The sequence below is a fragment of the Pallidibacillus thermolactis genome (assembly GCF_025660415.1).
Classification (GTDB): Bacteria; Bacillota; Bacilli; order Bacillales; family Caldibacillaceae; genus Pallidibacillus; species Pallidibacillus thermolactis.
The window spans coordinates 1-25,625 of record NZ_JAOUSE010000027.1; the positions used below are offsets into that span (position 1 = coordinate 1).

The 25,625-nt window shown below is 34.8% G+C and carries 25 protein-coding genes and 1 pseudogene; 17 read left to right on the top strand and 9 right to left on the bottom strand.

Annotated elements, in window-relative coordinates:
- Positions 1-503: 503 nt before the first annotated feature.
- A complete protein-coding gene (locus tag OEV82_RS09495; protein WP_263061742.1) occupies positions 504-2,669 on the bottom strand; it encodes an ATP-dependent Clp protease ATP-binding subunit in 2,166 nt (721 codons plus the stop codon).
- Positions 2,670-2,923: 254 nt separating this feature from the next.
- On the opposite strand from OEV82_RS09495, the gene OEV82_RS09500 reads away from it, so the two are divergent.
- A complete protein-coding gene (locus OEV82_RS09500; RefSeq protein WP_263061743.1) occupies positions 2,924-3,937 on the top strand; it encodes a YkvI family membrane protein in 1,014 nt (337 codons plus the stop codon).
- 63 nt (positions 3,938-4,000) lie between these two features.
- Here the strand turns inward: OEV82_RS09500 and OEV82_RS09505 are convergent, their stop codons facing one another.
- Both OEV82_RS09505 and OEV82_RS09510 read right to left on the bottom strand, forming a co-directional pair.
- A complete protein-coding gene (locus tag OEV82_RS09505) occupies positions 4,001-4,615 on the bottom strand; it encodes a CPBP family intramembrane glutamic endopeptidase (protein WP_173659460.1) in 615 nt (204 codons plus the stop codon).
- Between the two features lie 195 nt (positions 4,616-4,810).
- The gene (locus OEV82_RS09510) at positions 4,811-4,990 is read right to left on the bottom strand and encodes a YkvS family protein (protein WP_173659462.1); all 180 of its coding nucleotides are present in this window, start codon (positions 4,988-4,990) and stop codon (positions 4,811-4,813) included.
- A gap of 123 nt (positions 4,991-5,113) precedes the next feature.
- Between OEV82_RS09510 and OEV82_RS09515 the strand changes: the two genes are divergently transcribed.
- The 4 genes from OEV82_RS09515 to OEV82_RS09530 all read left to right on the top strand — a co-directional run bounded on the left by OEV82_RS09515 (position 5,114) and on the right by OEV82_RS09530 (position 7,662).
- Positions 5,114-5,308, top strand: a complete 195-nt coding sequence (locus OEV82_RS09515) for a hypothetical protein (RefSeq protein WP_173659464.1) — start codon at positions 5,114-5,116, stop codon at positions 5,306-5,308.
- A 104-nt stretch (positions 5,309-5,412) separates the two neighbouring features.
- Entirely contained in the window at positions 5,413-6,012 is a 600-nt protein-coding gene (locus tag OEV82_RS09520; protein ID WP_407672759.1) for a cell wall hydrolase, read from the top strand.
- 304 nt (positions 6,013-6,316) lie between these two features.
- The gene (locus OEV82_RS09525; protein WP_317630464.1) at positions 6,317-6,583 is read left to right on the top strand and encodes a phosphocarrier protein HPr; all 267 of its coding nucleotides are present in this window, start codon (positions 6,317-6,319) and stop codon (positions 6,581-6,583) included.
- A 200-nt stretch (positions 6,584-6,783) separates the two neighbouring features.
- On the top strand, positions 6,784-7,662 hold the full coding sequence (locus OEV82_RS09530; RefSeq protein ID WP_263061744.1) for an NAD(P)-dependent oxidoreductase: 879 nt from the start codon (positions 6,784-6,786) through the stop codon (positions 7,660-7,662).
- 477 nt (positions 7,663-8,139) lie between these two features.
- On the opposite strand, the gene OEV82_RS09535 is transcribed toward OEV82_RS09530, so the two are convergent.
- On the bottom strand, positions 8,140-8,595 hold the full coding sequence (locus OEV82_RS09535; RefSeq protein ID WP_263061745.1) for a YkyB family protein: 456 nt from the start codon (positions 8,593-8,595) through the stop codon (positions 8,140-8,142).
- Between the two features lie 13 nt (positions 8,596-8,608).
- Complete coding sequence (locus OEV82_RS09540) at positions 8,609-9,475, bottom strand: metallophosphoesterase (RefSeq protein ID WP_173659470.1); 867 nt, start codon at positions 9,473-9,475, stop codon at positions 8,609-8,611.
- A 160-nt stretch (positions 9,476-9,635) separates the two neighbouring features.
- Between OEV82_RS09540 and OEV82_RS09545 the strand changes: the two genes are divergently transcribed.
- Complete coding sequence (locus OEV82_RS09545) at positions 9,636-9,836, top strand: hypothetical protein (RefSeq protein WP_173659472.1); 201 nt, start codon at positions 9,636-9,638, stop codon at positions 9,834-9,836.
- Positions 9,837-9,953: 117 nt separating this feature from the next.
- Here OEV82_RS09545 and OEV82_RS09550 read toward each other — a convergent pair whose 3' ends face one another.
- Positions 9,954-10,199 (bottom strand): glutaredoxin family protein, encoded by a 246-nt coding sequence (locus OEV82_RS09550; RefSeq protein WP_173659474.1) that lies wholly within the window; start codon positions 10,197-10,199, stop codon positions 9,954-9,956.
- 96 nt (positions 10,200-10,295) lie between these two features.
- On the opposite strand from OEV82_RS09550, the gene OEV82_RS09555 reads away from it, so the two are divergent.
- From OEV82_RS09555 to OEV82_RS09585, 7 genes are all read left to right on the top strand, one after another.
- Entirely contained in the window at positions 10,296-10,538 is a 243-nt protein-coding gene (locus OEV82_RS09555; RefSeq protein WP_173659476.1) for a DUF1797 family protein, read from the top strand.
- A gap of 116 nt (positions 10,539-10,654) precedes the next feature.
- Positions 10,655-11,095, top strand: coding sequence for a cyclic-di-AMP-binding protein CbpB (gene cbpB / locus OEV82_RS09560; RefSeq protein WP_173659478.1), 441 nt, complete (start codon positions 10,655-10,657; stop codon positions 11,093-11,095).
- Between the two features lie 139 nt (positions 11,096-11,234).
- Positions 11,235-12,113 carry a LysR family transcriptional regulator gene (locus OEV82_RS09565; protein ID WP_263061747.1) on the top strand — a complete coding sequence of 293 codons (879 nt, stop codon included), beginning with the start codon at positions 11,235-11,237 and terminating at the stop codon, positions 12,111-12,113.
- A 230-nt stretch (positions 12,114-12,343) separates the two neighbouring features.
- Positions 12,344-12,544, top strand: coding sequence for a hypothetical protein (locus tag OEV82_RS09570; RefSeq protein ID WP_263061748.1), 201 nt, complete (start codon positions 12,344-12,346; stop codon positions 12,542-12,544).
- A 313-nt stretch (positions 12,545-12,857) separates the two neighbouring features.
- Complete coding sequence (locus OEV82_RS09575; RefSeq protein WP_263061749.1) at positions 12,858-14,615, top strand: ABC transporter ATP-binding protein; 1,758 nt, start codon at positions 12,858-12,860, stop codon at positions 14,613-14,615.
- Positions 14,615-16,447 carry an ABC transporter ATP-binding protein gene (locus tag OEV82_RS09580; RefSeq protein ID WP_407672760.1) on the top strand — a complete coding sequence of 611 codons (1,833 nt, stop codon included), beginning with the start codon at positions 14,615-14,617 and terminating at the stop codon, positions 16,445-16,447. The genes OEV82_RS09575 and OEV82_RS09580 overlap by 1 nt, the downstream gene beginning before the upstream one ends.
- Before the next feature lie 107 nt (positions 16,448-16,554).
- Positions 16,555-17,226, top strand: coding sequence for a potassium channel family protein (locus OEV82_RS09585; RefSeq protein ID WP_173660018.1), 672 nt, complete (start codon positions 16,555-16,557; stop codon positions 17,224-17,226).
- Between the two features lie 79 nt (positions 17,227-17,305).
- On the opposite strand, the gene rnjA is transcribed toward OEV82_RS09585, so the two are convergent.
- The 3 genes and pseudogenes from rnjA to OEV82_RS09600 form a co-directional block, all read right to left on the bottom strand.
- A complete protein-coding gene (rnjA, locus tag OEV82_RS09590) occupies positions 17,306-18,976 on the bottom strand; it encodes a ribonuclease J1 (protein ID WP_173660020.1) in 1,671 nt (556 codons plus the stop codon).
- A gap of 1 nt (position 18,977) precedes the next feature.
- Complete coding sequence (locus OEV82_RS09595; RefSeq protein WP_173660022.1) at positions 18,978-19,187, bottom strand: DNA-dependent RNA polymerase subunit epsilon; 210 nt, start codon at positions 19,185-19,187, stop codon at positions 18,978-18,980.
- A gap of 567 nt (positions 19,188-19,754) precedes the next feature.
- A pseudogene (locus OEV82_RS09600) lies at positions 19,755-20,220 on the bottom strand (peptide deformylase); the annotation flags it as partial.
- Between the two features lie 227 nt (positions 20,221-20,447).
- On the opposite strand from OEV82_RS09600, the gene OEV82_RS09605 reads away from it, so the two are divergent.
- The 4 genes from OEV82_RS09605 to OEV82_RS09620 all read left to right on the top strand — a co-directional run bounded on the left by OEV82_RS09605 (position 20,448) and on the right by OEV82_RS09620 (position 25,436).
- Complete coding sequence (locus OEV82_RS09605; protein WP_263061750.1) at positions 20,448-21,095, top strand: YkyA family protein; 648 nt, start codon at positions 20,448-20,450, stop codon at positions 21,093-21,095.
- A 542-nt stretch (positions 21,096-21,637) separates the two neighbouring features.
- A complete protein-coding gene (gene pdhA, locus OEV82_RS09610; protein ID WP_173660025.1) occupies positions 21,638-22,753 on the top strand; it encodes a pyruvate dehydrogenase (acetyl-transferring) E1 component subunit alpha in 1,116 nt (371 codons plus the stop codon).
- A gap of 3 nt (positions 22,754-22,756) precedes the next feature.
- Complete coding sequence (locus OEV82_RS09615; protein ID WP_263061751.1) at positions 22,757-23,734, top strand: alpha-ketoacid dehydrogenase subunit beta; 978 nt, start codon at positions 22,757-22,759, stop codon at positions 23,732-23,734.
- Positions 23,735-23,837: 103 nt separating this feature from the next.
- A complete protein-coding gene (locus tag OEV82_RS09620; protein WP_263061752.1) occupies positions 23,838-25,436 on the top strand; it encodes a dihydrolipoyllysine-residue acetyltransferase in 1,599 nt (532 codons plus the stop codon).
- Positions 25,437-25,625: the final 189 nt, after the last annotated feature.

Consider the following 25,625-nt stretch of genomic DNA (forward strand, 5'->3'; position numbering starts at 1 on the left):
TTTGAATAGCTTTAAGAATATCAGTTGCTCTCACCGTCATCACCAACTTTTATAATGATAAGCCCATTATAGAACATAAGTTCCCGTTTATCAAATTATCAACAACTAACTTTAACAAAGCCTTTGAATTAAAGAGGGACTGTTGGGAAGAACAAGCGGGTAGATACCCCAAAAAAGTGAGAGCCGAAGGTCAATTTAAATCAAAAAAGTTAGTTACCCTAAATTGAACAGAATATTTCCTCTTAGTCTTTTCCCTTCTTAATCCATCTGCCCCTTTAGACTCTTATATTTTCAACCATTCATATATTCGATTTTTTCTGGAGACATTGTACTTCTTTGCCAATTCTCCATAACTTAGATTCCCTTGTCTGTATTCAATAACAAGCTTAGATTTAAATTTTTCATCGTATTAAACCATACAAAAGACCCCCGAAGGTTAGAGTTTCTACTCTAACTTCGGGGGTCGGTACCCATGCTCGTCCTTTTATCAGTCCCAACTTTTTTTATTCATTGTCATTTGCAGAGACAACAATATCATTGTCAACAAGATGTGCATGTAATTTATTTACATCTGGTTTGTCGATTACAAAATCGGCTATCTTATCTTCTAAATGCTCTTGAATCGTACGACGTAATGGGCGTGCACCAAATTGTGGCTGATATCCTAGGTCAACAATTTTTTCTTTTACTTCATCTGAAACGGTGAGCTGCTTATGATCTTCTTGTAATTGTTCCCGGACTTCATTCAACATTAAATCAACAATTTTTAATAAATGATCTTTTTCTAACGGTTTGAATTGAATAATACTGTCGAAACGATTGAGAAACTCTGGTTTAAAGTAATCACGTAAATTGTCCATCACATTTAAATTGCTATTTTCATCAGAATTACCGAAGCCTACTTGAACACTTTTTATTGATTGACCGGCATTGCTAGTCATAATGATTACCGTGTCTTTGAAACTTACTGTACGTCCTTGGCTGTCGGTCAATCGTCCGTCTTCTAATATTTGTAAAAACATATGCATGACGTCTGGGTGAGCTTTTTCTACCTCGTCTAATAAAATTAAACTGTAAGGATTACGACGGACTTTTTCGGTAAGTTGACCAGCTTCCTCATGACCAACATAACCTGGAGGTGAACCGATTAATTTAGAAACACTATGTTTTTCCATGTATTCACTCATATCGAGTCGAATCATCGCATCTTTTGTACCAAATAATTGTTCAGCTAATGTTTTCGCTAATTCTGTTTTACCAACACCTGTTGGCCCGACAAAGAGGAAGGAGCCAATTGGTCGATTTTTTGCTTTTAAACCTGCACGGCTTCTACGAATCGCTTTTGCTACTTTTTGGACTGCTTCATCTTGACCAATAACCTTCGAAGCTAGTTGTTGTTCAAGATCTTTTAATTTTGCTTGTTCATCCTCTTGTAGTTTTCCTAACGGAATACCGGTTTTTTCCGCAATTATTTGTTGAATCATAGCGATATCGACGATTGGTTCTCCAACATTTTTTGCGTTTTTACGTTCTTGTTCTAAATTCTTTTCTTCATCTCGTAATTTTGCCGCTAATTCGTAGTTTTCTTGTTTTAAAGCCTGTTCTTTTTCTACTTTAATTTGATTTAAGCGTGTTTCGATTTGGTCAGGCGTTAATATTGATGTTGTTAAGTTTACTTTTGATCCAGCAATATCCATTAAATCGATCGCTTTATCAGGTAGAAAGCGGTCTTGAATATAACGATTCGATAATTGCACACAAGCTTGTAGTGCCTCATCAGTATATTTAACTTTATGATATGCCTCATATTTGTCTTGCAAACCTTTTAAGATTTTTATTGTATCTTCAATTGTTGGTTCTTGTACTTGGACAGGTTGGAATCGGCGTTCTAAAGCTGCATCTTTTTCGATTTGCCGATATTCCTTCAATGTCGTAGCACCGATCAATTGTAATTCACCGCGAGCAAGGGCTGGTTTTAATATATTTCCGGCATCCATTGATCCTTCTGCCGAACCAGCTCCGACGATAAGATGAATTTCGTCAATAAATAATATGATATCGTCTCTTTCTTGTAGTTCAGAAATCAGTTGTTGCATTCGCGCTTCAAATTGACCACGAATACCTGTATTCGCAACTAGGGAAGACACATCTAATAAATATACTTCTTTATTACGTAATTTAAATGGGACTTCACCTTTGACAATTCTTTGGGCAAGTCCTTCTACGACAGCAGTCTTACCAACCCCTGGTTCACCAATAAGGACAGGATTGTTTTTATTTCTCCGGTTTAAAATTTCAATGACTTGATCGACTTCTTTATCACGGCCGATGACCGGATCTAATTTTCCTTCCCTGGCCTCATCCGTTAAATTTTTTCCGAATTGGTCGAGAAAACCATTTTTTCCGCGGGAAGTTTTTACCGTTTGTGTTTGTATACCGTTTTGACCATTCATGGCGTTCTGGTTACCAAACGGGATAGAAAAGCCGCCCATCATATTTTGGAACGGTTGGTTGAATAAGTTTTTTATTGTTGAATCGAAATTCGATTGAAATTTTTGTTGTGTTTCTTTATAACAATTATTACATAATGTATATTCAACTTCTTGACCATTTAAGTGAAGTTGCAAGTGAATATTTGCTTCGTTTTTATGACATTTTTGACAAAGCATAAAAACTACCTCCTTTAAATCCGTTTGGATTTTGACTTTGACTATCTTTGACCATGTTCACTTAATATTATACTTTGACCTTCTTTGACTTTCAAGTGATTTACATCAAAAAATGATGAAAAATGTATTTAGACTTTATTTAAGATTTATTAGTTCTTACTTTTTTTACCTAGCATATGATGTAAGCAGAAGCTTATTTTGGACAAGGTATGCGAGTTCCGTTGTTTATAGAGCGGGCAAAGGAGGCGAATGTTTTGAAGTGGAAACGATCATTCCAATTAGCCTCGGTTTATGTCGGAACAGTTGTCGGAGCGGGTTTTGCAACAGGGAAGGAAATTGTTGAGTTTTTTTCGCAATACGGTGCATTTGGTTTATTGGGAATTTGGATTGCTGGTCTTTTGTTTATTTGGTTTGGCATAAAAATCATGCTTCTAGCGATTCGCTTAAAGGCGAGAAGTTTTCATCAATTAAATATGTATATGTTTGGTCCATATATCACACCGATTATAAATGTAATGATGTTTGTCATGTTAATTGGGGTTTCTGCTGTTATGCTTTCAGGTGCAGGGAGTGTGTTTGAGGAACAATTACATTTGCCAAAACAACTTGGTGTTTTATTTACTGTTTTTCTTACGTTACTTGTCTTAACGATTGGTACGAATGGTCTTGTTCTCGTAAATTCTTTCGTTGTTCCTTTACTCATCTTTTTTAGTTTTATGTTAGCCAGTTTATCTTTTCAACTGGATGATTTTTGGACAAACATTATCCACAAAGAGCCCTTTAGTTTTGAAGTGATTACGAGTGGTTTTGCTTATGCCTCCTTTAATATCAGTTTAGCGACAGCAGTACTTGTACCGGCAGCCAGTGAAATTGGCGATGAAAAGGTTGTAAAATGGGGAGGAATCCTTGGGGGTGCAGCTTTAACGATTATTTTAATTGCGAGCCATGTTACTCTTGTTCAACTACCAGGATTCACGAGTTTTCATATACCGATGGCGGTTATGATGGAGACTTTGGCTCCGACATTTTATTTCATTTATATTCTTATCATTTATGGTGAGATTTTTACCTCAGTGATTGGGAATGTGTATGGCTTGGAACGGTTTATCCGAAAGGGTACACAAGGGAGTACGCTCATCGTTTCAACTTGTATACTAGCTGTTAGTTACTCGATTAGTTTAATAGATTATAGTACTTTACTGGCTACTTTGTATCCCATGTTTGGCTATGTAAGTTTAGCATTTTTACTTATTCTTGTTTTTAAATAAAGGAAGCTACCTAAGGCGGTTTAATCAAGAACAAATCTTGAATAAAACCTTTTAGGTAGCTTTTTATACGAGTGGGAAAAATACAAGTAATAATAAATTAAATGTGATGTGAGAAATGATAACAAGTGGTAAACTTCGTTTCCAAGCATAAAGGAATCCCCATACGAAACCACAAATTAGAGCAGTGATTGCTAATACGATATATCCCGAATATAAACTAACAATACTATAAAAGAGTGTTGATATAATTATGCTTGGCCAAATTCCACTATTGGCAAGTAATCGTTTTTGAACAAATCCTCGCCAAAAAAATTCTTCACCAGGAATAATAACGAGCACTAAAGCGATATAATGCCAAATCACTTCCGGGGCAAATTTTTTGTAAATTTTTGTTACTTGATCAGCAAGGACGGTAATGTTAAGTCCATTGATTAGAAAATTTCCAATCCAAAAGATGACGTAAAGAGCGACTCCAGATAAAAGACCATATATTAAATATTGGCCAAGGGTAATGCGGTCATCAACATCTTCATTTAAAATGGAGTATGAGATTAGAAATAACATAGAACCAGTAAGGATATACCAAAATACTTTACTTTGATCGTAAGCAAAGTATATGAGTGCGTTGGCTAATAGTAGTCCTAATAGAAATTTCCAATCAGTGAAAACTTTTTTCATATACTGGCTTTTCTCCTTTCAAACTCAGATAACATTGTATCATAAACCATCCATTTGAAAAAGATTGGAAATTGAAATCTCTTTAAAATTGTTCGATTTAAAAAATAATACATAATAAAATAGGAAAGGAATGTAGCGTAAAACGCTTACATTCCTTAAAATTAATCATTTACTTTTTATACATGATCGATATCTTTAATCAGCTACAATTTTATAATTTTTATGATTCACAACTGTTCTTTCATGTAAATCTAGTTCGCGAAAGTTTTCCATATATGTTAAATTAACGATGACTGAGTTTTCATTCACTTTTTCAACGATTCCCTGTAAGCCGTTTTTGAATTCGATTACATTTCCGACACTGGCTTTTTTCAATTTACTTCTCTCCAATCTTTCATTATAATTAATTACTAGTTTGCAATAATATTGAAGAAATGTAAAGATTTTTTTCAGAAAATAGGAATTTTAACAAAAAATTAGTAACCGGAGGTAGTTTCGATGACGGATCAAGAAGCAAATAAAATTCTAGATCAATTAGCGAATAAAGAAATCTCTGAATATATCGTTGAAAAAGAGGACTTTGAAGTTTTTCGCTCTGTTTTAGTCCATCGAAGTGATTTTAAACATTTTCGTGGAGTGGCGAAAAGAGGAGGAAGGGTCTTATATACATATTTAGATGACCCGAGAAGTTAATTTGATTTTGACAAATATTTACAGTACTTCCAAGTTTCAACTAATGAATTCAACTAGATTAGTTGTTAGGCTGATTATGTGCTTATAAACTTGGAGGTGTCTTTATGTTTAAAAAAATAAAGAAGGGTCTTATTACGACCATCGCATTTGGAACAATAATGACATTCTTGCCGTTGAATGATGCAGATGCTGCATCCGTTCATACTGTTAAAGAAGGAGATTCTTTATATAAAATCGGACAAACATATGGTGTGTCTGTATTAAGCTTAAAATCTATAAATCAATTAAAATCTTCAACGATTTATCCAGGACAAGAATTAAAACTACCAGAAAAAATTACGGACGAAGAATTTGATTTATTAGCGCGTTTAGTACATGCTGAGGCAAAAGGTGAACCGTATGCAGGTAAAGTCGCTGTAGCAACTGTAGTATTAAACCGTGTAGACCATCCAGATTTTCCAAATACAATCAAAGATGTTATTTATGCTAAAGACTCGGGCTACTATGCGTTTACTCCGGTAGCCAACGGTCAAATTGATTTACCAGCAGATGAAGAATCTAAAAAAGCTGTTAAAGAAGCATTGGCATTCCGTGGACAAGGAAACGGTTCGTTATTCTTTTACAATCCAAAAACAGCGACAAGCGGATATGTTGCAACAAGAGAAGTAACAGTAAAAATCGGAAATCACGTATTTGCAAAATAACAGCTAGGGGCTATCGACTACGATAGCCTCTTTTTTTTGTGGTTTAGAAATAAGAAGCTGTTTCTTAATTAACGAAATGTCTATATTTCATACATAGATCTTAGGATTTTATTTATATGAGGAAAGTTTATGGTTATGATAAAACGATTTATACATGATCGACAAAGTTACCGACTCATTACAAATTCATAGGGTTAAAAAATGTCGTTTAAAGGTGAAATTTGACGAAATATGATATAATTGACAACGGTTGTTTAAATCTTATCATGATGCGAACAACGATTAACTATTTAGAGGTGAGATTATGATTGAAAAAACATATAAAGTAACAGCTGAAACGGGTATTCACGCACGTCCAGCAACCATGCTGGTACAAAGTGCAAGCAAATTCGAGTCTGAAATATTGTTAACCTATAATGGAAAAAGTGTTAATTTAAAATCAATTATGGGTGTTATGTCCTTAGGGATTCCGAACGGTGCTGAAATCAGCATTTCATATGATGGTGCCGATGAAGAGGCTGCAAAGGAAACTTTAGAAAATATGTTAAAAGAAGAAGGTTTGGCTGAGTAACGCTTTTTTGGTATAGAAGAATCTATTTTCATCATGGAATCGTTTTTAACAAAGCATAATGGTAAAGAATAGCTTTTCTTCTATGGTAAAAATTTTAATATTTTAAAAGGTGTCCTAAATGGAAGGGCACCTTTTTTTAATGATTTTGAAAATTATGATAAACTAGATTTATAGTCATTGATATGGGAGGGGAAGATGACATGACATTAGTAGAAAAACCAACGGTTGGATTTGTCGGCCTCGGTGTAATGGGGAAAAGTATGGCAGGACATATTCTAGCTGCAGGCTATCCTTTATTTGTCTATACTCGTACAAAATCAAAAGCTGAACCGTTACTACAAAAAGGAGCGAAGTGGGCAGATTCGTCAAAAGAATTAGCGGAGAAAGCGTCGGTTATTTTCACTATTGTTGGTTTTCCTCAAGATGTGGAAGAAGTTTACTTAGGGGAAAACGGTTTAATTACAAACGGCCGTAAACATTCGTATCTTGTCGATATGACAACTTCTTCACCGACACTGGCAAGAAAATTGTATGAAGAAGGAAAGAAAAAGGGAATTTCCGTTTTAGATGCTCCGGTTTCTGGTGGTGATATTGGTGCAAGGGAAGCACGGCTTGCAATTATGGTCGGCGGCGATAAAGAAGCCTTTGATTATGTATGTCCTTTGTTTGAAATAATGGGAAAAAATATTACATATTTAGGTGGTGCTGGAGCAGGACAACATACAAAAATGGCCAACCAAGTCGCCATTGCTTCAGGAATGATCGGTGTTTGCGAGGCATTAGTTTATGCCAAAAAAGCGGGTCTCGATGTACAAAAAGTAGTCGATACGATTTCAACAGGTGCTGCAGCAAGTTTCTCTTTATCTAGTTATGCGCCACGAATTTTACGGGAAGATTATTCTCCAGGATTTTTCATTAAACATTTTATTAAAGATATGACGATTGCATTAAATGAGGCGGAAAAGATGGGGATTCCATTACCAGGTTTATCACTTGCAAAACAGATGTATGAAAAACTGGCCGCTCAAGGTGAAGAAAATAGTGGTACACAAGCTTTGTATAAATATTGGGAGGTATAAATGTACGTACGGAAAGCTAACCGCAACATGTGGTTGGCTGTTTTTAATAGTCGTAATTTTTTCATTCATTATTGCGGAGAAACCAGGTTTTATTGAAATTGTTTAAATAAAGTTCATTGGAAATCCATGTTGAAAATTATACAATTTTAGAAAAGAAGGATGTTCTGATAGTTAAAGACTATGAGTGATCGTTCCTTTAATGATTTTACTGTGTTCGTTTATAATGGTTAATATTGTTTATAGTATACTCATGAAAAGAATTTGATCTATCTTACTTTTGGACTAGTTTTGGTATGATTAAGAGATTTTAAGTAGATATCTTTATAATGGTTGAATGGATTTTTATCGATTACTTTTATTTTTACGTTTGAAAGGATTTCAGAAGGAAGAAGCATATCAGAAAAATGAAAAATGGGCCATTAAATACAGCCCAATAATTGTAAACTATCATAAAAATGATTCCGTCATTTTAAAACTTTATTCTCCCAGTCGTTTAAAAACAGGTTTTTGATAGCGTGGTTTTCGATGGGAGCGATTTGTTTGCTTTGGTTGTTTCAAACCGGTATACAATTGTAAAACACGCTTTGCTTCCTTTAAAGGAAATACCGTCTTTGGATTTCGAACGTGATCATCTAAATGACCTAGGTTTTCTAAATTTTGGATATCATCTTTTGTAGGGGGGATGTGGAAATAGTAGTTGCCACAAGAGATAAGGACATCCAATTGTTGCTGGCTATAACGCGGATTTCTTGAAAAATGGAGGCCAATTTTCTTTGCTTTACCTTCTTCTAACATTTTCTGAATAGCAGCATGCTTTAACGAATATAAAAATTTTGAATCTGTCGCTGTTTTTGCATGACGGTTAACGATAAATAATGCTTTTGCTAATGTGTTAACAGAGAAATCTTGTGAAGCTTTTCGGGCCGATTCCATTCATATACCTCCTTTAATTTGTATTGTGAAGTGTATATATCGTGATTTCCGGTCGAGAAAGAAAACGATAAGGAAGTCTTGTTGTACCTAATCCGCGATTCACATATAATGAAAAGTTCGGTGAAATTTCATATAATCCTTCTGTATACTTTTTCCCCATGGGTGGTGTTATCAAAGGTCCGACAAAAGGCATTTGAACTTGTCCACCATGGGTATGTCCACTCATTTGAAAATGAATTGGAAAATGTTTTACTTCATCCGCCAAATCTGGAGCATGGGAAATTAAGATCGTAAAATGATCTGAAGGCTTATTTTTGATTGTTTGAAGAATATCCGGCGTACCTAAAATAGGTTCATCAATTCCTGCCAAAATAATTCTTTCGTTTTCTTCCTTTTCTATGAAAACTGAATCGTTATGTAATAATTGAAAACCAGACGCGGTCATTATCTCTGCATATTTCTCTGTACCCCAGCCACCGTGATCATGATTGCCATATACAGCAAATTTCCCGTATGGTGCTTGGAGTTTACTTAATAAAATAATAACTCGCTCGTATTCGAAAAAGGTAAGTAAATTATCAATTAAGTCTCCAGAAAAAATGATACAATCTGCATGCTCCCGAGTAATCCTTTCGATAATCGCTTCAAACTGTTCAAAATCCATATGAAAACCTAAATGTGTATCACTAAACTGAACAATTTTAAAATTATTAAAAGAACTTGGGATAAGTGAGTGGGATATCTTTTGATGTGTTATCTCGATCCATTTTGGCTCCAAGTATTTAAGGTAAAAATGTCCTACCATCCCCGTGATGAATGTCGCAACAGTTCCTTTACCGATCCTTTTTAAAAAAGTCCTTCTTGAAATTTTTTTAGTCATTGTATCAACTCTTAACATTATATTATCAAAATACTAATCCTTTTACATGATTTGGTATGAAAGATGAAATTTATGAAATAAAATACTTTACGATTGCATAAAGAAGAATTTATAATAAAATGGGCAATCGATATGAAATCATACAGTATAGGAGTTCAATATGAAAAAATTTGAAGTCATCATACTTCCAACATCTATCGGATTATGCAAAATTTATGTTTACGGATTTTTTCATACAGGCGCTAGAGGAAAAGTTTATGCTACCTTAAATGGCGTAACGGTTTCAAGTACAGGTTATCATCGTAACCGAACAATCCGGAAAGCAGTGGAGGATCTTAACCAGTTAATAAAAAGCAAATAAATGGGAATAGATCCTCCATTTATATGTTCAGAATGAAACAAGTCTTATACAAAAAATGAAAAGACATTTATTTGTATAGACTTTTTTATCCTGTGGGAAATTATGATTGCAAAAGGTTTATTTCGATTTTTCACCGAATAGCGCCTGCTCGATTTCGTTCAGTTTAAATCCTGAGAATACCTGATCACCGATAACTACCGTTGGTGTAGAGTAAGACTTGTATTTTTTAATTAATTCATTATATGCTTGTTTATCTTGTTTCACATTTTTTTCAATATATTTGATTCCTTGATCTTGGAAATACTTTTTCGTAATCTCGCAAGGCACACAATCCGGTTGACTATAAAGAATAATTGGTTCCATTTTATCACTCCCCTATTTTTATATGAATGATTGTACTAAAAATGAATCGTTTTGAAAAGAATGCACATTTGTTGAATGAGATTAGGAGGAAATTTTATGTCTTTATTAGAAGGAATTTTATCTCGATTAAAAAATATGCAGGAAGCTGGAGAAGATTCGGAGCGTTATTTTGAACAAAATGGAGTTCGGAAATGTAAGGTAAATTATTTTGTGAAAACAGATTCCTTTGAATTAAAAGTGTTTAATTCCGATGGTAAAACCGATGCATTTCAATTTGATGATATCGATATGGTTGCAATTGAGATTTTTGAATTGTTGCAGACAGAAGCCGTGATGTAAATGATGAAATTTGTAAAAATTTGTAGGTAGTTTAGGCTCCCTTCATAAAGGAATTATATACCAATCTATGTTAAAATTATAATTGGTACGGAAAAATCATGATGGGAGACTTGCCTATGATTGATTTGCAAACTGGGGATTTCCTAGATCGCAGCATTGACAAACTATTGATCCCTTCAGAACGGGTTGCCCATGTACAAATTGGAAATAATTTAGAACATACATTGCTCGTGTTAACGAAAACAGGGTATACAGGCATTCCAGTATTGGACGCCCAATATAAACTTCATGGATTAATTACGACACCATTAATTTTAGATGCGATTATGGGGATTGAAAGAATTGAGTTTGAAAAATTAGACAAAATTGCTGTTGAAGATGTGATGAACAAAGATATTCCGATTTTAAACGTACATGATTCTGTCAGGAAAGGTTTAAAATTGTTAATTAATCTTCCTTTCATTTGTGCGGTAAATGATCAAGGCTATTTTGAAGGTTTACTAACGAGAAGTGCTGTGTTAAAACAACTGAATCATATTATTTATAAAAAGGTTTGAACTTGCCGGCGTGGTCTCTTTACAAGAGGCCATTTTTTTATAAGGATGATTGATCTTTTCAATAGAAAAAGATAGATGGTAAAATAGAATTGTCTTTTATCGTTTTTTACAATATTAAAAAATTTAATAGGTGTGGAACATGAACGTAAATGAATTAGAATTGTTAAGTGTTTTAGCCAAAGAAATGAATATGAGAAAAGCAGCGGAGCGATTGTTTGTTACGCAACCAGCATTATCGCAACGATTACAGTCGATCGAAAAAGATTGGGGCACAAAAATATTTATTCGCTCCCATAAAGGTTTGACACTCACGCCTGCTGGGGAAAAGATTATTGATTTTGCTAATGAAGTGTTAGCAAAGGAGGAACTTGTCCGCGAAGAGATTCAATCATTGGAATCGGAAGTACACGGTACATTGAAAATTGCTTGTGCTTCGATTGTTGGTCAAAATTGGCTTCCGAAGGTATTAAAACGTTTTGTAGAAAAATATCCACATGCAAAAATTTCTTTAATCACAGGATGGAGTAGTGAAATTTTAAAAGCAGTATATGAAGACCAAGTTCATATCGGAATTATCCGTGGCACAACGGATTGGAAAGGTGAAAAGAAGTTTTTATTTCGGGATCATTTATATCTAGTGGATAAAGAAATTGATCATATTGATGATGTCGTCAAAACAGACCGGCCTTTTATTCAATTTAAAAGTGATTCCAATTATTATCAAGAAATCCAAGATTGGTGGCATCGTCGTTTTCAAACGAATCCGAAACGTGTGATTGTTGTTGATCAAATTGAAACATGTAAGCAAATGGCATTAAACGGCATTGGATATGCCATTTTGCCTGAAATTACATTACATGGAATTGGTGCTGGTATGCATAAAATTCCACTGAAAAATGAAAATAATGAACCGATCGGCCGTGATACTTGGTTATTGGGTTATAATACTGCTTTCCAATTAAGACATGTTGATGCGTTTATTAATGTAATACATCAATATTTAAAAGGTGTATCATGAATTACGCCTAAAAATAGGACTGTCTAGATAGGCAGTCCTTTTATATTTGAGTTGGATAGAGCATATTCAACTAGATGAACGCAGAAATTCGGGAAGATCCGGAGAAAAACTGTTTTCATAGGGGAGATGAAAGCAGAAATGCAAGGAGATGCGACAAAAAACTGTTTTCATGAAGCGGATGAACGCAGAAATTCGGGAAGATCAGGAGAAAAACTGTTTTCATAAGGGGGATGAAAGCAGAAATGCAAGGAGATGCGCTAAAAAACGGTTTTCATAAAGCGGATGAACGCAGAAATCTGGGAAAATCTGAAAAAAACTGTTTCATAAGGGGCATGAAAGCAAAAATACAAGGAGAAGAGACAAAAAACTGTTTTCATAAAGCGGATGAACGCAGAAATCTGGGAAAATCTGAAGAAAAACTGTTTTCATAAGGGGCATGAAAGCAAAAATACAAGGAGATGCGCAAAAAAACGGTTTTCATAAAGCGGATGAACGCAGAAATTTGGGAAGATCCGAGGAAAAACTGTTTTCATAAGGTGGATAAAATATTTCCATCGGTAGTCGAGAGAAAACACTTTGGAAAATAGGTAGAAAATGTGTTCATTATTTCCAAAATCCAGTCTCTATAATTATTGTTCTTTAAATTTTAAGAAAAAAAATAAAATTCCAAACAAAACTGTAGAAAATTATTTCGAAAACCGTTATATTTATAGAATATATACGTGATGGGGGAGGAATTTTCTTTTGAACACTTTTAAAAAGTTAAAACAATTTTATTGGTCCCATAAGCGGTATTTTTTCATTTCTATCATATTTCTCATTGTAACAACTGCCATTACACTCGTTTATCCAATCGTTTTACAGAAAACAATTGATGATGTCATTATTGCTGGTAAATACGATTTTATTCCATTTTTGATTTTAGCTTATCTCACATTAATGGTGATTAAGGGTGTTGCTACATATATTCAACAATATACTGGCGACATGTTTGGAATTATAGCAATGTATAAATTAAGAAAACGACTTTATGAAAAGTTACAATTTTTGCCATTTCGTTTTTATGACAATGCAAAAACCGGCGATATCATGTCAAGGCTTACGGCCGATGTCCAAGGGTTTCGTCACTTTTTATCCTATGGTTTTACAGAAGTCATTCGCTTTATTTTATTTGTAGGAATTAGCATGATTGTGATGTTTACCTATTCTATTCGCTTAACGATCGTTACCCTGTTCGCTTTACCATTTTTAATGGTAGTTGTGCATAAGTTTGACAAAAAGGTACATCCAGCTTTCCGAAAAGTACGGCAATCCTTTGGTCAGTTAAATACAAAGGTCCAAGAAAATGTAAGTGGCATTAAAACGGTGAAATCCTTATCTAAAGAAGATTTTGAAATTGAACGGTTTCACGATTTTAATCTAGATTTTCGCGATCGAAATATTTTCAACTCCAATATATGGGCAAAATATTTTCCGCTTATGGAGTTTATTGGCAATATTTGTATCATTGTCTTGCTTTCCTATGGCGGCTTATTAGTCATTAATAATGAACTAAACCCTGGGGAACTTGTCGCTTTTTACAGTTTAACTGGTTATATTATTATGCCCATAATGAATCTCGGGTTTATTATCAATATGTTTTCTCAAGCAAAAGCATCAGGAGAACGGTTGCTTGAAATTTTAGAAGAACCGAATGAAATCAAAGAAAAAGAAAACCCAATAAAACATATAGAGATAAAAGGTGAAGTAACATTTAACAATGTTTCATTAAAATACGCTGGTGATGAAAAAGCAGCATTAAACAACATTACATTTTCAATTCCAAGTGGGAGTGTTGTTGGATTGATTGGTGCAACAGGATCAGGTAAGACAAGTGTTACACAATTAATCCCACGGTTTTATGATGTAACAGAAGGTGAAGTACTAATTGATGGAATAAATGTAAAAGATTTTGATTTCTATACGTTACGATCCCAAATTGGTTTTGTCTTACAAGAACCGTTCTTATTTTCTTCCACAATCAAAGCGAATATTGCTTATGGAAAGCCGGATGCAACAATGGAAGAAATAATGGATGCCGCTAAACGAGCTGATGCCCATAATTTTATTATGGAGCTACCTGAAGGATATGATACTCTTCTTGGTGAACGAGGGATGGGCCTTTCTGGTGGTCAAAGACAACGGATATCGATTGCTCGTGCGATATGTATGAATCCTAAAATTCTGATTCTTGATGATGCAACAAGTGCGGTAGATATGGAAACAGAGTTTGCCATACAACAGGCGATGCAAGCAGTGATGAAAGACAGAACAACTTTTATTATTGCCCACCGTATTTCTTCCATAAAACACGCGGACCAAATTTTAGTGTTTGAAGAAGGAAAGATTGTTGAAAGAGGGGTCCATGATGAATTAATAAAAAATGGAGGACCTTATGAACGGATTTACAATATACAATATCAAGATCAAGTTAAGATCTTACAACAGGCGGTGAATAAATAATGAAAAGTATGTCCCACCGTAAACATATCAATCCCAATGTGATGAATCGCTTCCGTTATTCACAAGAGACAGCCATTGAAAAACCTTTTAATTGGCAACAATTGTTGAGGCTTTTACAATATTTAAAACCGTATTCAAAAAATTTATTACCGAAATCCATCATTGTTGTTTTAATTAATACAGCGATTCGTTTAGCAATCCCTCTGATTATTGGATACTTGATTTTAGAAAAAGCTATCTATTATAAAGATGCCGATTTACTAGTTCAATTGATTATCATAGTCGGTGTACTTTATTTAATTTCCTATTTAGCTAATTATTATCGGATTCGTTGGACAAATCAACTCGGGCAAAATGTCATCTATGATATTCGGAAACATTTATTTACCCATGTACAAAGTTTATCCAACAATTTTTTCGACCAACGATCTGCAGGTTCCATACTTGTCCGTATTATGAATGATACGGGTTCATTGCAAGATTTATTTACGAACGGGGTTATCAATATATTAATGGATTTGATTATGCTTTTTGGGATCATCGTGATTTTATTCTCATTAAGCCCTATATTAACGCTGGCCGTGATGATTATTTTACCGTTAATGTTTTTTATCACAACGAAATTGAGGAGAAATATTCGCAGATCTTGGCAAGATGTGAGAATCATTCAATCAAAACTAAATTCCCATTTAAATGAATCACTGCAAGGGATCCGTGTTACGCAGTCCTTTACACAAGAGCAGGAGAATATGGCGTTTTTCGATGGTATTAATACGGATACGTTAGAAAAATTCCGATATGCAATAAAGAAAAATTCGATGTTTCGTCCCTTTGTTGAACTGACGAATGCTGTAGGCACGATCGTATTAATTGGGTTTGGGGCGATTTTAATTCAATCCGGTGAAATTGGCATCGGTATTTTCGCTTCCTTTGCTTTTTATTTAGGGATGTTTTGGGAGCCTATTTCCCGACTCGGACAATTATACAATCAACTCTTAATGGCAATGGCTTCTTCAGAACGGATTTTCGAATATCTAGATGAAACACCGCTTGTTGCTGAAAAGAAAAATCCGATTGTGTTAAAACATATTAACGGCCATATCCAGTTTAAAGATGTTTACTTTTCCTATGATGATAAACGTACTGCTTTGAATGGGATTAATCTGAATATCCAACCGGGACAAACAATCGCATTAGTTGGTCATACCGGATCAGGTAAAACAACAATCGCAAATTTAATTAGTCGGTTTTATGATGTGACTAGTGGTGCAGTTTTAATTGATGGTCACGATGTTCGTGATGTTTCATTAAAGAGTTTACGCAGTTCCATTTCAATCGTTTTACAAGAGACGTTTATTTTTTCAGGTACGATAATGGAAAATATTCGTTTTGGTAAGCCCGATGCCACCGATGCGGAGGTACGAGCAGCTGCTGAAGCGATAGGCGCACATAGTTTCATTCAAAAATTGCCAAACGGTTATGAAACGGAAGTAGAGGAGAGGGGGAATATATTATCCGTAGGTGAAAGACAATTAATCTCTTTTGCGAGAGCCCTGCTTGCAGATCCAAAAATTTTAATATTAGATGAAGCTACTGCTAGTATTGATACAGAGTCCGAAGTTAACATTCAAAGAGCATTAAGAAAATTATTGAAAGGAAGAACATCGATTGTGATTGCCCACCGATTATCAACGATTCGTGATTCGGATTGCATCTACGTATTGGATCATGGTAAAATCATAGAACAAGGAACCCATGATGAATTAATGGCTAAAAAAGGCGAGTATTTTAAGCTGACAACGGCCCAATTTAAAATGTTAGATATTGGTTAACAAGTCCATTCGTTATGGAATGGACTATTTTTTATAAAATGAATTCATGATGGTAAACATGGATAAAACAAACTATTGATTATTTCATCGTTGATGGAGGAATTGTTGTGAAAAGAAAGGAATTTGTCGTCATTGGTTTGGGGAGATTTGGTGGTAGTATTTGTCGAGAACTTACCAATCTCGGGATGAGCGTTTTAGCGATTGATAAAAAGGAAGAGGTTGTAAATGATTACTCTGAAATAGTAACAGAGGCCGTTGTTGCCGATACAACGGATGAATCAGTATTAAAAAATTTAGGTATTCGCAATTTTGACCATGTCATTGTTGCCATTGGTGATGATATCCAATCTAGTATTTTAACGACGTTAATTTTAAAAGAAATCGGTGTAAAAAAAGTAACAGCGAAGGCACTAAATGAACATCATGAAAAAGTATTAAAGAAAATCGGCGCTGATCAAATTGTGCATCCTGAACGTGACATGGGGAGGAGACTTGCCCATAATCTAGTCTCATCTAATGTACTTGATTATTTAGAGTTATCCGATAAGCACAGCTTAGTTGAGATTGCTGTTAATCAATCCTTTGCAGGAAAAACAATAATTGAATTAGATGTACGAGCACGGTATGGATTAAACATTGTTGCCATTCGGCGGAACCATGATATGATTGTATCTCCTCAAGCTTCAGAAGTGATTTTAGAAGGGGATATTTTAGTTGTTATCGGATCGAATCAAGATATTACACGATTTGAAAGGAAAATGTTACAAGAGGAAGATTGAATGAAAAAAGGGGTACGATAAACAGCTGATGTTCAGTGTTTAGTACCCCTTTTTGAATATGGATCTGTAAAGAAATGAATTATACTTCCATAATGATTGGTAAAATCATTGGTCTACGTTTCGTTCTTTCGTATAAGAATGGTCCTAAGGTATCAGAAATTTCATTTTTAATTTCTGACCATTGGCTCGTTTTTCGCTCCATTATTTTTTCTAAATGCTTATGAATTAAATTTTGAGCTTCACTAATTAAATCACCAGATTCACGCATATAAACAAATCCTCTAGAGATAATGTCGGGTCCGGCTGCAATTTTAAAGTCTTTCATATTAATGCTTACAACTACGATGACAAGACCTTCTTCGGATAAAATTCTCCGATCACGAAGTACGATATTTCCGATATCTCCAATACCGCTTCCGTCAATATAAACCGAACCAGAAGGAACTTTTCCGGTAACTTCTGCTGTTTCACTAGTTAGAGCTAATACGTCACCATTATCCATAATAAAACAATTTTCTTCAGGTACACCACAGTCCATTGCAGTTCGTGCATGGGTAATTTGCATACGATATTCACCGTGAATTGGGACAAAGAATTTCGGGTTAATAAGACGAATCATAAGCTTTTGTTCTTCTTGACCACCGTGTCCTGATGTGTGAATATCATTTAATTGACTTGTGATGACATTTGCTCCCGCACGATATAATTGATTGATTGTTCGGTTAACACTTGTTGTATTGCCAGGAATTGGTGAGGATGATAGGACAACTGTATCACCTGGAATAATCGATATTTGTCGATGTGTTCCGTTTGCGATACGAGAAAGGGCCGCCATCGGTTCACCTTGTGTTCCTGTACAAAGGATGACGACTTGATTGGCCGGCAATCGGTTAATTTGTTGACTATCGACAAACAAGTCTTTTGGAGCGTTAATATAGCCTAACTCTTGTCCAATTTCAATGGCTGCTTCCATACTTCTCCCAAATACGGCAATTTTTTTGCCGTGTTCAATAGCAGCTTGTGACACTTGTTGTAGGCGATATATATTTGAAGCAAACGTTGCAAATATAATTCGCCCATCCGCTTTTCTAAAAATATCGTTAATCGTTTCGCCGACTTTTCGCTCAGACATTGTAAATTCAGGTATTTCACTGTTCGTACTATCAGAAAGTAAACAAAGCACACCTTCTTTACCAATTTCCGCCATTTTTGCTAAGTTGGCCGGTTCACCTACAGGGGTAAAATCAAATTTAAAATCACCTGTGTGAACAATATTTCCTGGCGGTGTTTTTACAACGATACCATAGGAATCTGGAATACTGTGTGTTGTCCTAAAGAAACTTACTGAAGTTTTTCTGAATTTAATAACGTCATCTTCGCATATTTCAATAAATTTAGTTGTACGAAGTAAGCCGTGTTCTTCTAATTTATTTTTAATTAAGCCAATGGCTAACTTGCCTGCGTAAATAGGTACATTGATTTCTTTTAATAAATATGGAATACCACCAATATGATCTTCGTGACCATGGGTAATGAATAAGCCCTTAATTTTTTCCTGATTCTTAACTAAATAAGAATAATCAGGAATAACATAATCTATACCTAATAATTCATCTTCAGGGAACTTGACACCAGCATCGATAATAATAATTTCATCTTGATATTGTACAGCATACGTATTTTTACCGATTTCCCCTAACCCCCCGAGGGCAAATACGGCCGTTTGGTCATTTTTTACTATAGGTTTCATACTAAATCTCCGCTAATTTAAAATTTTCGCTTTGTTTTTCAAATTGTAAATCAACCTCTGTTAACGGTTGAATATATTCGATAAGATATGGGGTTTTTTCTAGTTTTTCGTACACTTCTGTTTTAGATTCTGCTTCTATATAAAGCGATTTTGTTCGTTCTCGTACTGGTACTTGTTCCTTGTTTTCTTGGTAATACACTTTAAAAATCATGCTCTAATCTCTCTCCTTACTAATTCAACAGTAATGATGTTCATTAGTTTCTTTATTCTAACAACACATTTTGCCAAATTCCTTATTTTTTAAGATTCTTCTTTACCGGACCCATATACTTAATTACAGATTATCATAAAATGGATAACAGAAGAAAGTTTTTATTTCCATTTTGTGAAAATACGGAGTAAATTTCGCTTAACTTTAGTATTTCTACTTAAGTGAATCTTTGATTATAAAGATAATAAACTTGCCTTTTAAAAAAGGCAAGTCACAATTTGGATACAAAAAGCGAATTAAGCAATCATTTTTTTACGAAGCAGTTCTTTCCACCGATTTAAAAGCTTTTTTCTAAGCTTTTTTAACATCGTGGTCCACTCCTTCCGAATGTTTGTAGAGGTTTGTAGAAATTCGAAACTTTATTATATCTATCTATATTATATGTGAAAAATCCATTATATTTCATGGGTTAAATTGGAATCATGAAAGCAAATTTGAAGATATGCAATGAGGATGGAAAAGAGAATGCGAGTTTAGCATTCCTTTTTCTTGTAAAAAATATTTTGGAATTGCATTTTCGATTGGTTTAAACGGATTTTCTTTATCGATGTGATCATAAAATAAAATGCCGTAAAGATCAATTTCATGATGGAAACAGATAGCGGTAAACCTTTAGCACGAACTTTCATTTCATTTCCATCAATATCGACCCCTTTTATTGACACCTTGGCATAGCGTGGTACAAATCCTGGGTGTGGTTCATCGATGGATAAACAACCTTTTCCTTTTAGTAAATAAGCTTTTTATAGAGAATGACTAGTGCACAACTAAACCATTTTCCGTTTTTATCTCTTACATGTACAGCGATCATTCGTTTTTGTAACGTTGATTTACGAGGCAGTATGGCCAATCCCTGGTCTTAGACCATATTATTTGCTATTTCTTTTTTTACAAACTCCAATAAAATATATAAATCAGCAACTTTCCTTAAACAAGGATGCCCATCGCGAATAATGTCGTTCATTGTGATCACAAAGATCACCCTCAAAAAAGGACTCATTTTTAATATAAGTATATATAAAAGCGCCAAAAAGAGTGATTTTGTAAAACTATCTTGAAAAAAAGTCATAGAAAAAATAAAAGAGGAATACGATAAAACCAAATGATAGATTCCAGTTTTTTAATAGAGGACGGCGGAAATATTGCGGAATAATTATAAAATACAGTATATTAAACAAAAGAGGAAGAGAGGTTATTTGGTTGAAGAAAAAGAGAGTATTTATAATCGGACTATTAAGTATAATGACGATATTATTCTTGTCAGGCTGTAGTCAGCCAGAAGAAGAGAAAATTTATGAAACATTAGAAGCTGTTGTTCAATTGGAAAAGGGATTTGAAAAGCAACAAGAACCGTTAGTTCAACTGGAAGAAGAAGAAAAAGCAATATATGAAAAAATATTAAACCTTGGATTAAAAGAGATTGAAGAAATTCAAAAGTTAAGTGATGATGCGATCGCTTTATCCGAGCAAAGACAAGAACTGATTGATTTAGAAAGAGAAAGTATTGTTAAGGCAGAGAAAGAATTTGAAAAAATAAAAGAAAAAATGAATAACATCGATGAAGAAGGGTTGAAAAAATTAGCGAGTGAATTATATGTTGTAATGAAAGATCGGTATGAATCCCATGCAAAATTGTATGAACAATACAGTCTTGGGATAAAACAGGATCAAGAATTGTACCATATGTTAAAGGATGAAAATGTATCTTTAGAAGAACTGAAAGATAAGGTCGATAAAATTAATAAAGTGTATGAAGAAGTGTATAGTTTAAATGAAAGGTTTAATGACCTGACTCAACAATATAATGATTTAAAAATTAAGTTTTATAAAGAATCGGGATTAAATTGATATTTAAGAGGCTGCCTATTTTTTAAGGGAGTCTTTTCTTTTTTGTGTGAAAGATAAAACTTACGATTTACTTTTTGTAGAAAAGTTAAAATAAGCGATACATTTGTTACAAACCCCAAAAAAACATTGAAATTAAACTTAAAATATACATACTATTACTTTAGAAAACGTTTTCTTAATATAATAATATCAATCCGTTTATGAATGGTAAATAATGATTGATACAGATACTAGTGATACGTTGAAACAGTTTCGCGATCGCGAACATTGCATCATCAAATATAATATTTAAAAAGCTTTTCAAAGTTATAATATAAAGTGTTTGACGTATTGGGTATATATGGTGTACACTGTATTTTGGATGTTGAAGGTTGTATTAATCCAATCTTAATTTTTTATTAATACAGGGTTTTTATACAATAACGATAACTTCCATTTATTTTGTCGATATTTTAGTGAATAAATGGGAAACATTTTATAGAGGAACACACTTCTATATGTTACCCGGTATTATAAAAATTGTTATAGAAAGGAAGAGACAAATGGCATCAAAAGCAAAAAATGCACAGCTTGATGTTAAGAAACAATTAGAAACCGTTGATAAACAGTTTCAGACGCTTCAAATATTAAATGAAGAGGGCGAAGTAGTTAACGCTGATGCAATGCCTGATTTAACTGATGAACAACTACAAGAATTAATGCGTCGCATGGTATACACTCGTATACTAGACCAACGAAGCACAGCATTGAACCGTCAAGGACGCTTAGGTTTCTATGCTCCAACAGCTGGTCAAGAAGCTTCCCAAATCGCTTCACAATTTGCTTTGGAAAAAGATGACTATATTTTACCTGGTTACCGTGATATTCCACAGCTTATTTGGCATGGTTTACCATTACATCAAGCATTCCTATGGTCTCGTGGGCACTATCAAGGAATGAATATACCAGACGGACTAAACATTTATCCACCACAAATTATTATTGGTGCTCAATATATCCAAACTGCTGGTGTGGCTTTAGGAATTAAGAAAAATGGTGGTAACACGGTTGCTATTACATACACAGGTGATGGTGGTACTTCTCAAGGTGACTTCTACGAAGGTATTAACTTTGCAGGAGCTTACAAAGTACCAGCGATCTTTATTGTACAAAACAACCGTTTTGCGATTTCTACGCCAGTTTCAGTTCAATCTGCAGCACGTACATTAGCTCAAAAAGCAGTTGCTGCTGGAATTCCTGGAATTCAAGTAGACGGTATGGACCCACTTGCTGTTTATGCTGCAGTTAAACAAGCTCGTGAACGTGCAGTAGCTGGAGAAGGTCCAACATTAATTGAAACATTAACTTATCGTTATGGTCCACATACATTAAGTGGTGATGATCCAACTCGTTACCGCACAAAAGAAGAAGACACTGAATGGGAAAGAAAAGACCCATTAATTCGCTTCCGTAAATATCTAGAAGGCAAAGGCCTATGGAACCAAGAAATGGAAGAACAAGTTATTGAGCAAGCAAAAGAAGAAATTAAAGAAGCAATCAAACAAGCAGACGCTGCTCCAAAACAAAAAGTATCTGATCTCATCTCCATTATGAGTAAAAATCTAGATACGAATTTACAAGAACAGCTAGAAATTTATAAAGAAAAGGAGTCGAAGTAAGCTATGGCTCAAATGACCATGATTCAAGCAATTACTGATGCAATGCGCGTTGAACTTAAACGCGATGAAAAAGTATTAATCTTCGGGGAAGACGTTGGTAAAAATGGCGGTGTATTCCGTGCGACAGAAGGTCTTCAAGCTGAATTTGGCGAAGATCGCGTATTTGACACTCCTTTAGCAGAATCTGGTATCGGTGGTCTTGCAATAGGTTTAGCGACTCAAGGATTCCGTCCAATTCCAGAAATTCAATTCTTTGGTTTCGTATATGAAGTAATGGATTCCATTGCTGGTCAAATGGCTCGTTATCATTTCCGTACTGGCGGAAAATTTGATATGCCAATTGTTGTCCGCTCACCATTCGGTGGTGGTGTTGCTACACCAGAAATGCACGCGGACAGTTTAGAAGGATTGATGGCTCAAACACCAGGACTTAAAGTTGTTATTCCATCTACACCATATGATGCAAAAGGATTATTAATTTCCGCGATCCGTGATAATGATCCAGTCATTTTCTTAGAGCACATGAAACTTTACCGTTCATTCCGTCAAGAAGTGCCAGAGGGTGAATACACAATTGAACTTGGAAAAGCTGACGTGAAACGTGAAGGTAAAGATATATCGATCATTACTTATGGTGCTATGGTACATGAATCATTAAAAGCTGCAGAAGAATTAGAAAAAGAAGGTTACTCTGCAGAAGTTATCGACTTAAGAACTGTGCATCCATTAGATATTGAAACAATTGTTAAATCTGTTGAGAAAACAAACCGTGCAATTGTTGTTCAAGAAGCACAACGTCAAGCAGGTATTGCAGCGAACGTTATAGCAGAAATTAACGAACGCGCAATTCTAAGTTTGGAAGCTCCTGTTTTACGTGTAACAGCACCTGATACAGTTTATCCATTTGCACAAGCAGAATCAGTATGGCTTCCAAATTACAAAGACATTATTGATACTGCGAAAAAAGTTTTAACTTTCTAATTTAAAATATAATGTTGGACGAAATTGATCGAATCTATTTCGTCCCATCTTTTTTTGCATAAAAATACGTTCAACATGAAAACTACCACTAGGAGGGATATTCGTGGCATTCGAATTTAAATTACACGATATCGGTGAAGGGATCACTGAAGGCGAAATCGTAAAATGGTTCGTAAAACCAGGTGACGAAGTTAAAGAAGATGATGTTTTAGTTGAAATTCAAAACGACAAATCTGTTGTAGAACTTCCATCTCCAGTATCCGGTAAAGTATTAGAAATCAAAGTACAAGAAGGAGAAGTTGCTGTTGTAGGTGACGTTTTAATCACATTTGATGCACCTGGATATGAAGGCGCAACAGAAGAAGCTCCGAAGGAAGCAACAGCACCAGCAGCAGAAGCACCTGCATCTGGCGGTGTGTCTTTATTTGAATTCAAACTTCATGATATCGGTGAAGGGATTACAGAAGGCGAAATCGTAAAATGGTTTGTAAAACCAGGTGACGAAGTTAAAGAAGATGATGTTCTAGTTGAAATTCAAAACGACAAATCTGTTGTAGAACTTCCATCTCCAGTATCCGGTAAAGTGTTAGAAATCAAAGTAGAGGAAGGTCAAGTAGCGGTTGTTGGTGATACATTAATTACTTTTGATGCACCTGGATATGCTGACAAAACTGAAGCTCCAGCAGCACCTGCAGAAGAAGCAGATGCAACACCAGCAGCTCCACAAGCAGCACCTGCTACACAAACAGCTGATGTCGATCCAAATCGTAAAGTGATCGCAATGCCAAGTGTACGTAAATATGCTCGTGAAAAAGGTGTCGATATTCGTTTAGTAGCAGGTTCTGGTAAAAACGGTCGAATTTTAAAATCTGACATTGATGCATTTGTTTCAGGTGGACAAGCGAAAGCGGCAACTGAAGCACCTAAAGCTCAAGAAACAAAACAAGAAACTAAAGCTGAAGCAACTGCACCTAAAGCTGCTGCTGTACCAGCAGGTGAATATCCAGAAACTCGAGAAAAAATGTCTGGTATTCGTCGTGCGATTGCTAAGAAAATGGTTGAATCGAAAACAACTGCACCTCACGTTACATTAATGGATGAAGTTGACGTAACAAAACTTTGGGAACATCGTAAGAAATATAAACAAGTTGCACTTGATAAAGGTGTTAAACTTTCGTTCTTACCATATGTTGTAAAAGCTTTAGTAAGTGCTCTACGCGAGTACCCAGCTTTAAATCAATCACTAGATGAAGAAACACAAGAAATCATCCAAAAACATTACTACAATATCGGTATTGCAGCTGATACAGATAAAGGTTTAATGGTTCCAGTCATTAAAAATGCTGACAAAAAATCAATGTTTACAATTGCTGGTGAAATCAACGAGTTAGCTGGTAAAGCTCGTGAAGGAAAACTTTCAGCTGAAGAAATGCGAGGCGGTTCTGCAACAATTACCAATATTGGATCTGTTGGTGGTCAATGGTTCACTCCAGTATTAAACTACCCTGAAGTTGCCATCTTAGGTGTAGGTCGTATTCAAGAAAAACCAATTGTAAAAGATGGTGAAATTGTTGCTGCACCAATGCTTGCATTATCACTAAGCTTCGACCATCGTTTAATTGATGGTGCTACAGGACAAAGTGCATTAAATCATATTAAACGTCTATTAAATGACCCAGAATTATTATTACTAGAAGTTTAATTGTAAAATTTTGCTTAGGCAGAAGTTGCATCATTTCGTTCCTTTAATTTGTCCATGTATTCAATAATTAACTCGTGCGAAAATTGTCATATATTGCTATACTATTGATGGGGCGTATGAGTTCGAAAGAATATACGACGGAGAAATTTTTGCAACTTCTGTCTAATAATCAATGTGAATACTTAGACA

What these genes read in the sequence shown, in the direction of transcription:
- OEV82_RS09580 (WP_407672760.1), top strand. Translation starts at nt 14,615, where the DNA reads ATGAAAAGTATGTCCCACCGTAAACATATCAATCCCAATGTGATGAAT.
- OEV82_RS09530 (WP_263061744.1), top strand. Translation starts at nt 6,784, where the DNA reads ATGACATTAGTAGAAAAACCAACGGTTGGATTTGTCGGCCTCGGTGTA.
- OEV82_RS09505 (WP_173659460.1), bottom strand. Translation starts at nt 4,615, where the DNA reads ATGAAAAAAGTTTTCACTGATTGGAAATTTCTATTAGGACTACTATTA.
- rnjA (WP_173660020.1), bottom strand. Translation starts at nt 18,976, where the DNA reads ATGAAACCTATAGTAAAAAATGACCAAACGGCCGTATTTGCCCTCGGG.
- OEV82_RS09540 (WP_173659470.1), bottom strand. Translation starts at nt 9,475, where the DNA reads ATGACTAAAAAAATTTCAAGAAGGACTTTTTTAAAAAGGATCGGTAAA.
- OEV82_RS09525 (WP_317630464.1), top strand. Translation starts at nt 6,317, where the DNA reads ATGATTGAAAAAACATATAAAGTAACAGCTGAAACGGGTATTCACGCA.
- OEV82_RS09550 (WP_173659474.1), bottom strand. Translation starts at nt 10,199, where the DNA reads ATGGAACCAATTATTCTTTATAGTCAACCGGATTGTGTGCCTTGCGAG.
- OEV82_RS09565 (WP_263061747.1), top strand. Translation starts at nt 11,235, where the DNA reads ATGAACGTAAATGAATTAGAATTGTTAAGTGTTTTAGCCAAAGAAATG.
- OEV82_RS09570 (WP_263061748.1), top strand. Translation starts at nt 12,344, where the DNA reads ATGAAAGCAGAAATGCAAGGAGATGCGCTAAAAAACGGTTTTCATAAA.
- OEV82_RS09595 (WP_173660022.1), bottom strand. Translation starts at nt 19,187, where the DNA reads ATGATTTTTAAAGTGTATTACCAAGAAAACAAGGAACAAGTACCAGTA.
- OEV82_RS09495 (WP_263061742.1), bottom strand. Translation starts at nt 2,669, where the DNA reads ATGCTTTGTCAAAAATGTCATAAAAACGAAGCAAATATTCACTTGCAA.
- OEV82_RS09535 (WP_263061745.1), bottom strand. Translation starts at nt 8,595, where the DNA reads ATGGAATCGGCCCGAAAAGCTTCACAAGATTTCTCTGTTAACACATTA.
- OEV82_RS09515 (WP_173659464.1), top strand. Translation starts at nt 5,114, where the DNA reads ATGACGGATCAAGAAGCAAATAAAATTCTAGATCAATTAGCGAATAAA.
- OEV82_RS09615 (WP_263061751.1), top strand. Translation starts at nt 22,757, where the DNA reads ATGGCTCAAATGACCATGATTCAAGCAATTACTGATGCAATGCGCGTT.
- cbpB (WP_173659478.1), top strand. Translation starts at nt 10,655, where the DNA reads ATGATTGATTTGCAAACTGGGGATTTCCTAGATCGCAGCATTGACAAA.
- OEV82_RS09555 (WP_173659476.1), top strand. Translation starts at nt 10,296, where the DNA reads ATGTCTTTATTAGAAGGAATTTTATCTCGATTAAAAAATATGCAGGAA.
- OEV82_RS09545 (WP_173659472.1), top strand. Translation starts at nt 9,636, where the DNA reads ATGAAAAAATTTGAAGTCATCATACTTCCAACATCTATCGGATTATGC.
- pdhA (WP_173660025.1), top strand. Translation starts at nt 21,638, where the DNA reads ATGGCATCAAAAGCAAAAAATGCACAGCTTGATGTTAAGAAACAATTA.
- OEV82_RS09520 (WP_407672759.1), top strand. Translation starts at nt 5,413, where the DNA reads ATGTTTAAAAAAATAAAGAAGGGTCTTATTACGACCATCGCATTTGGA.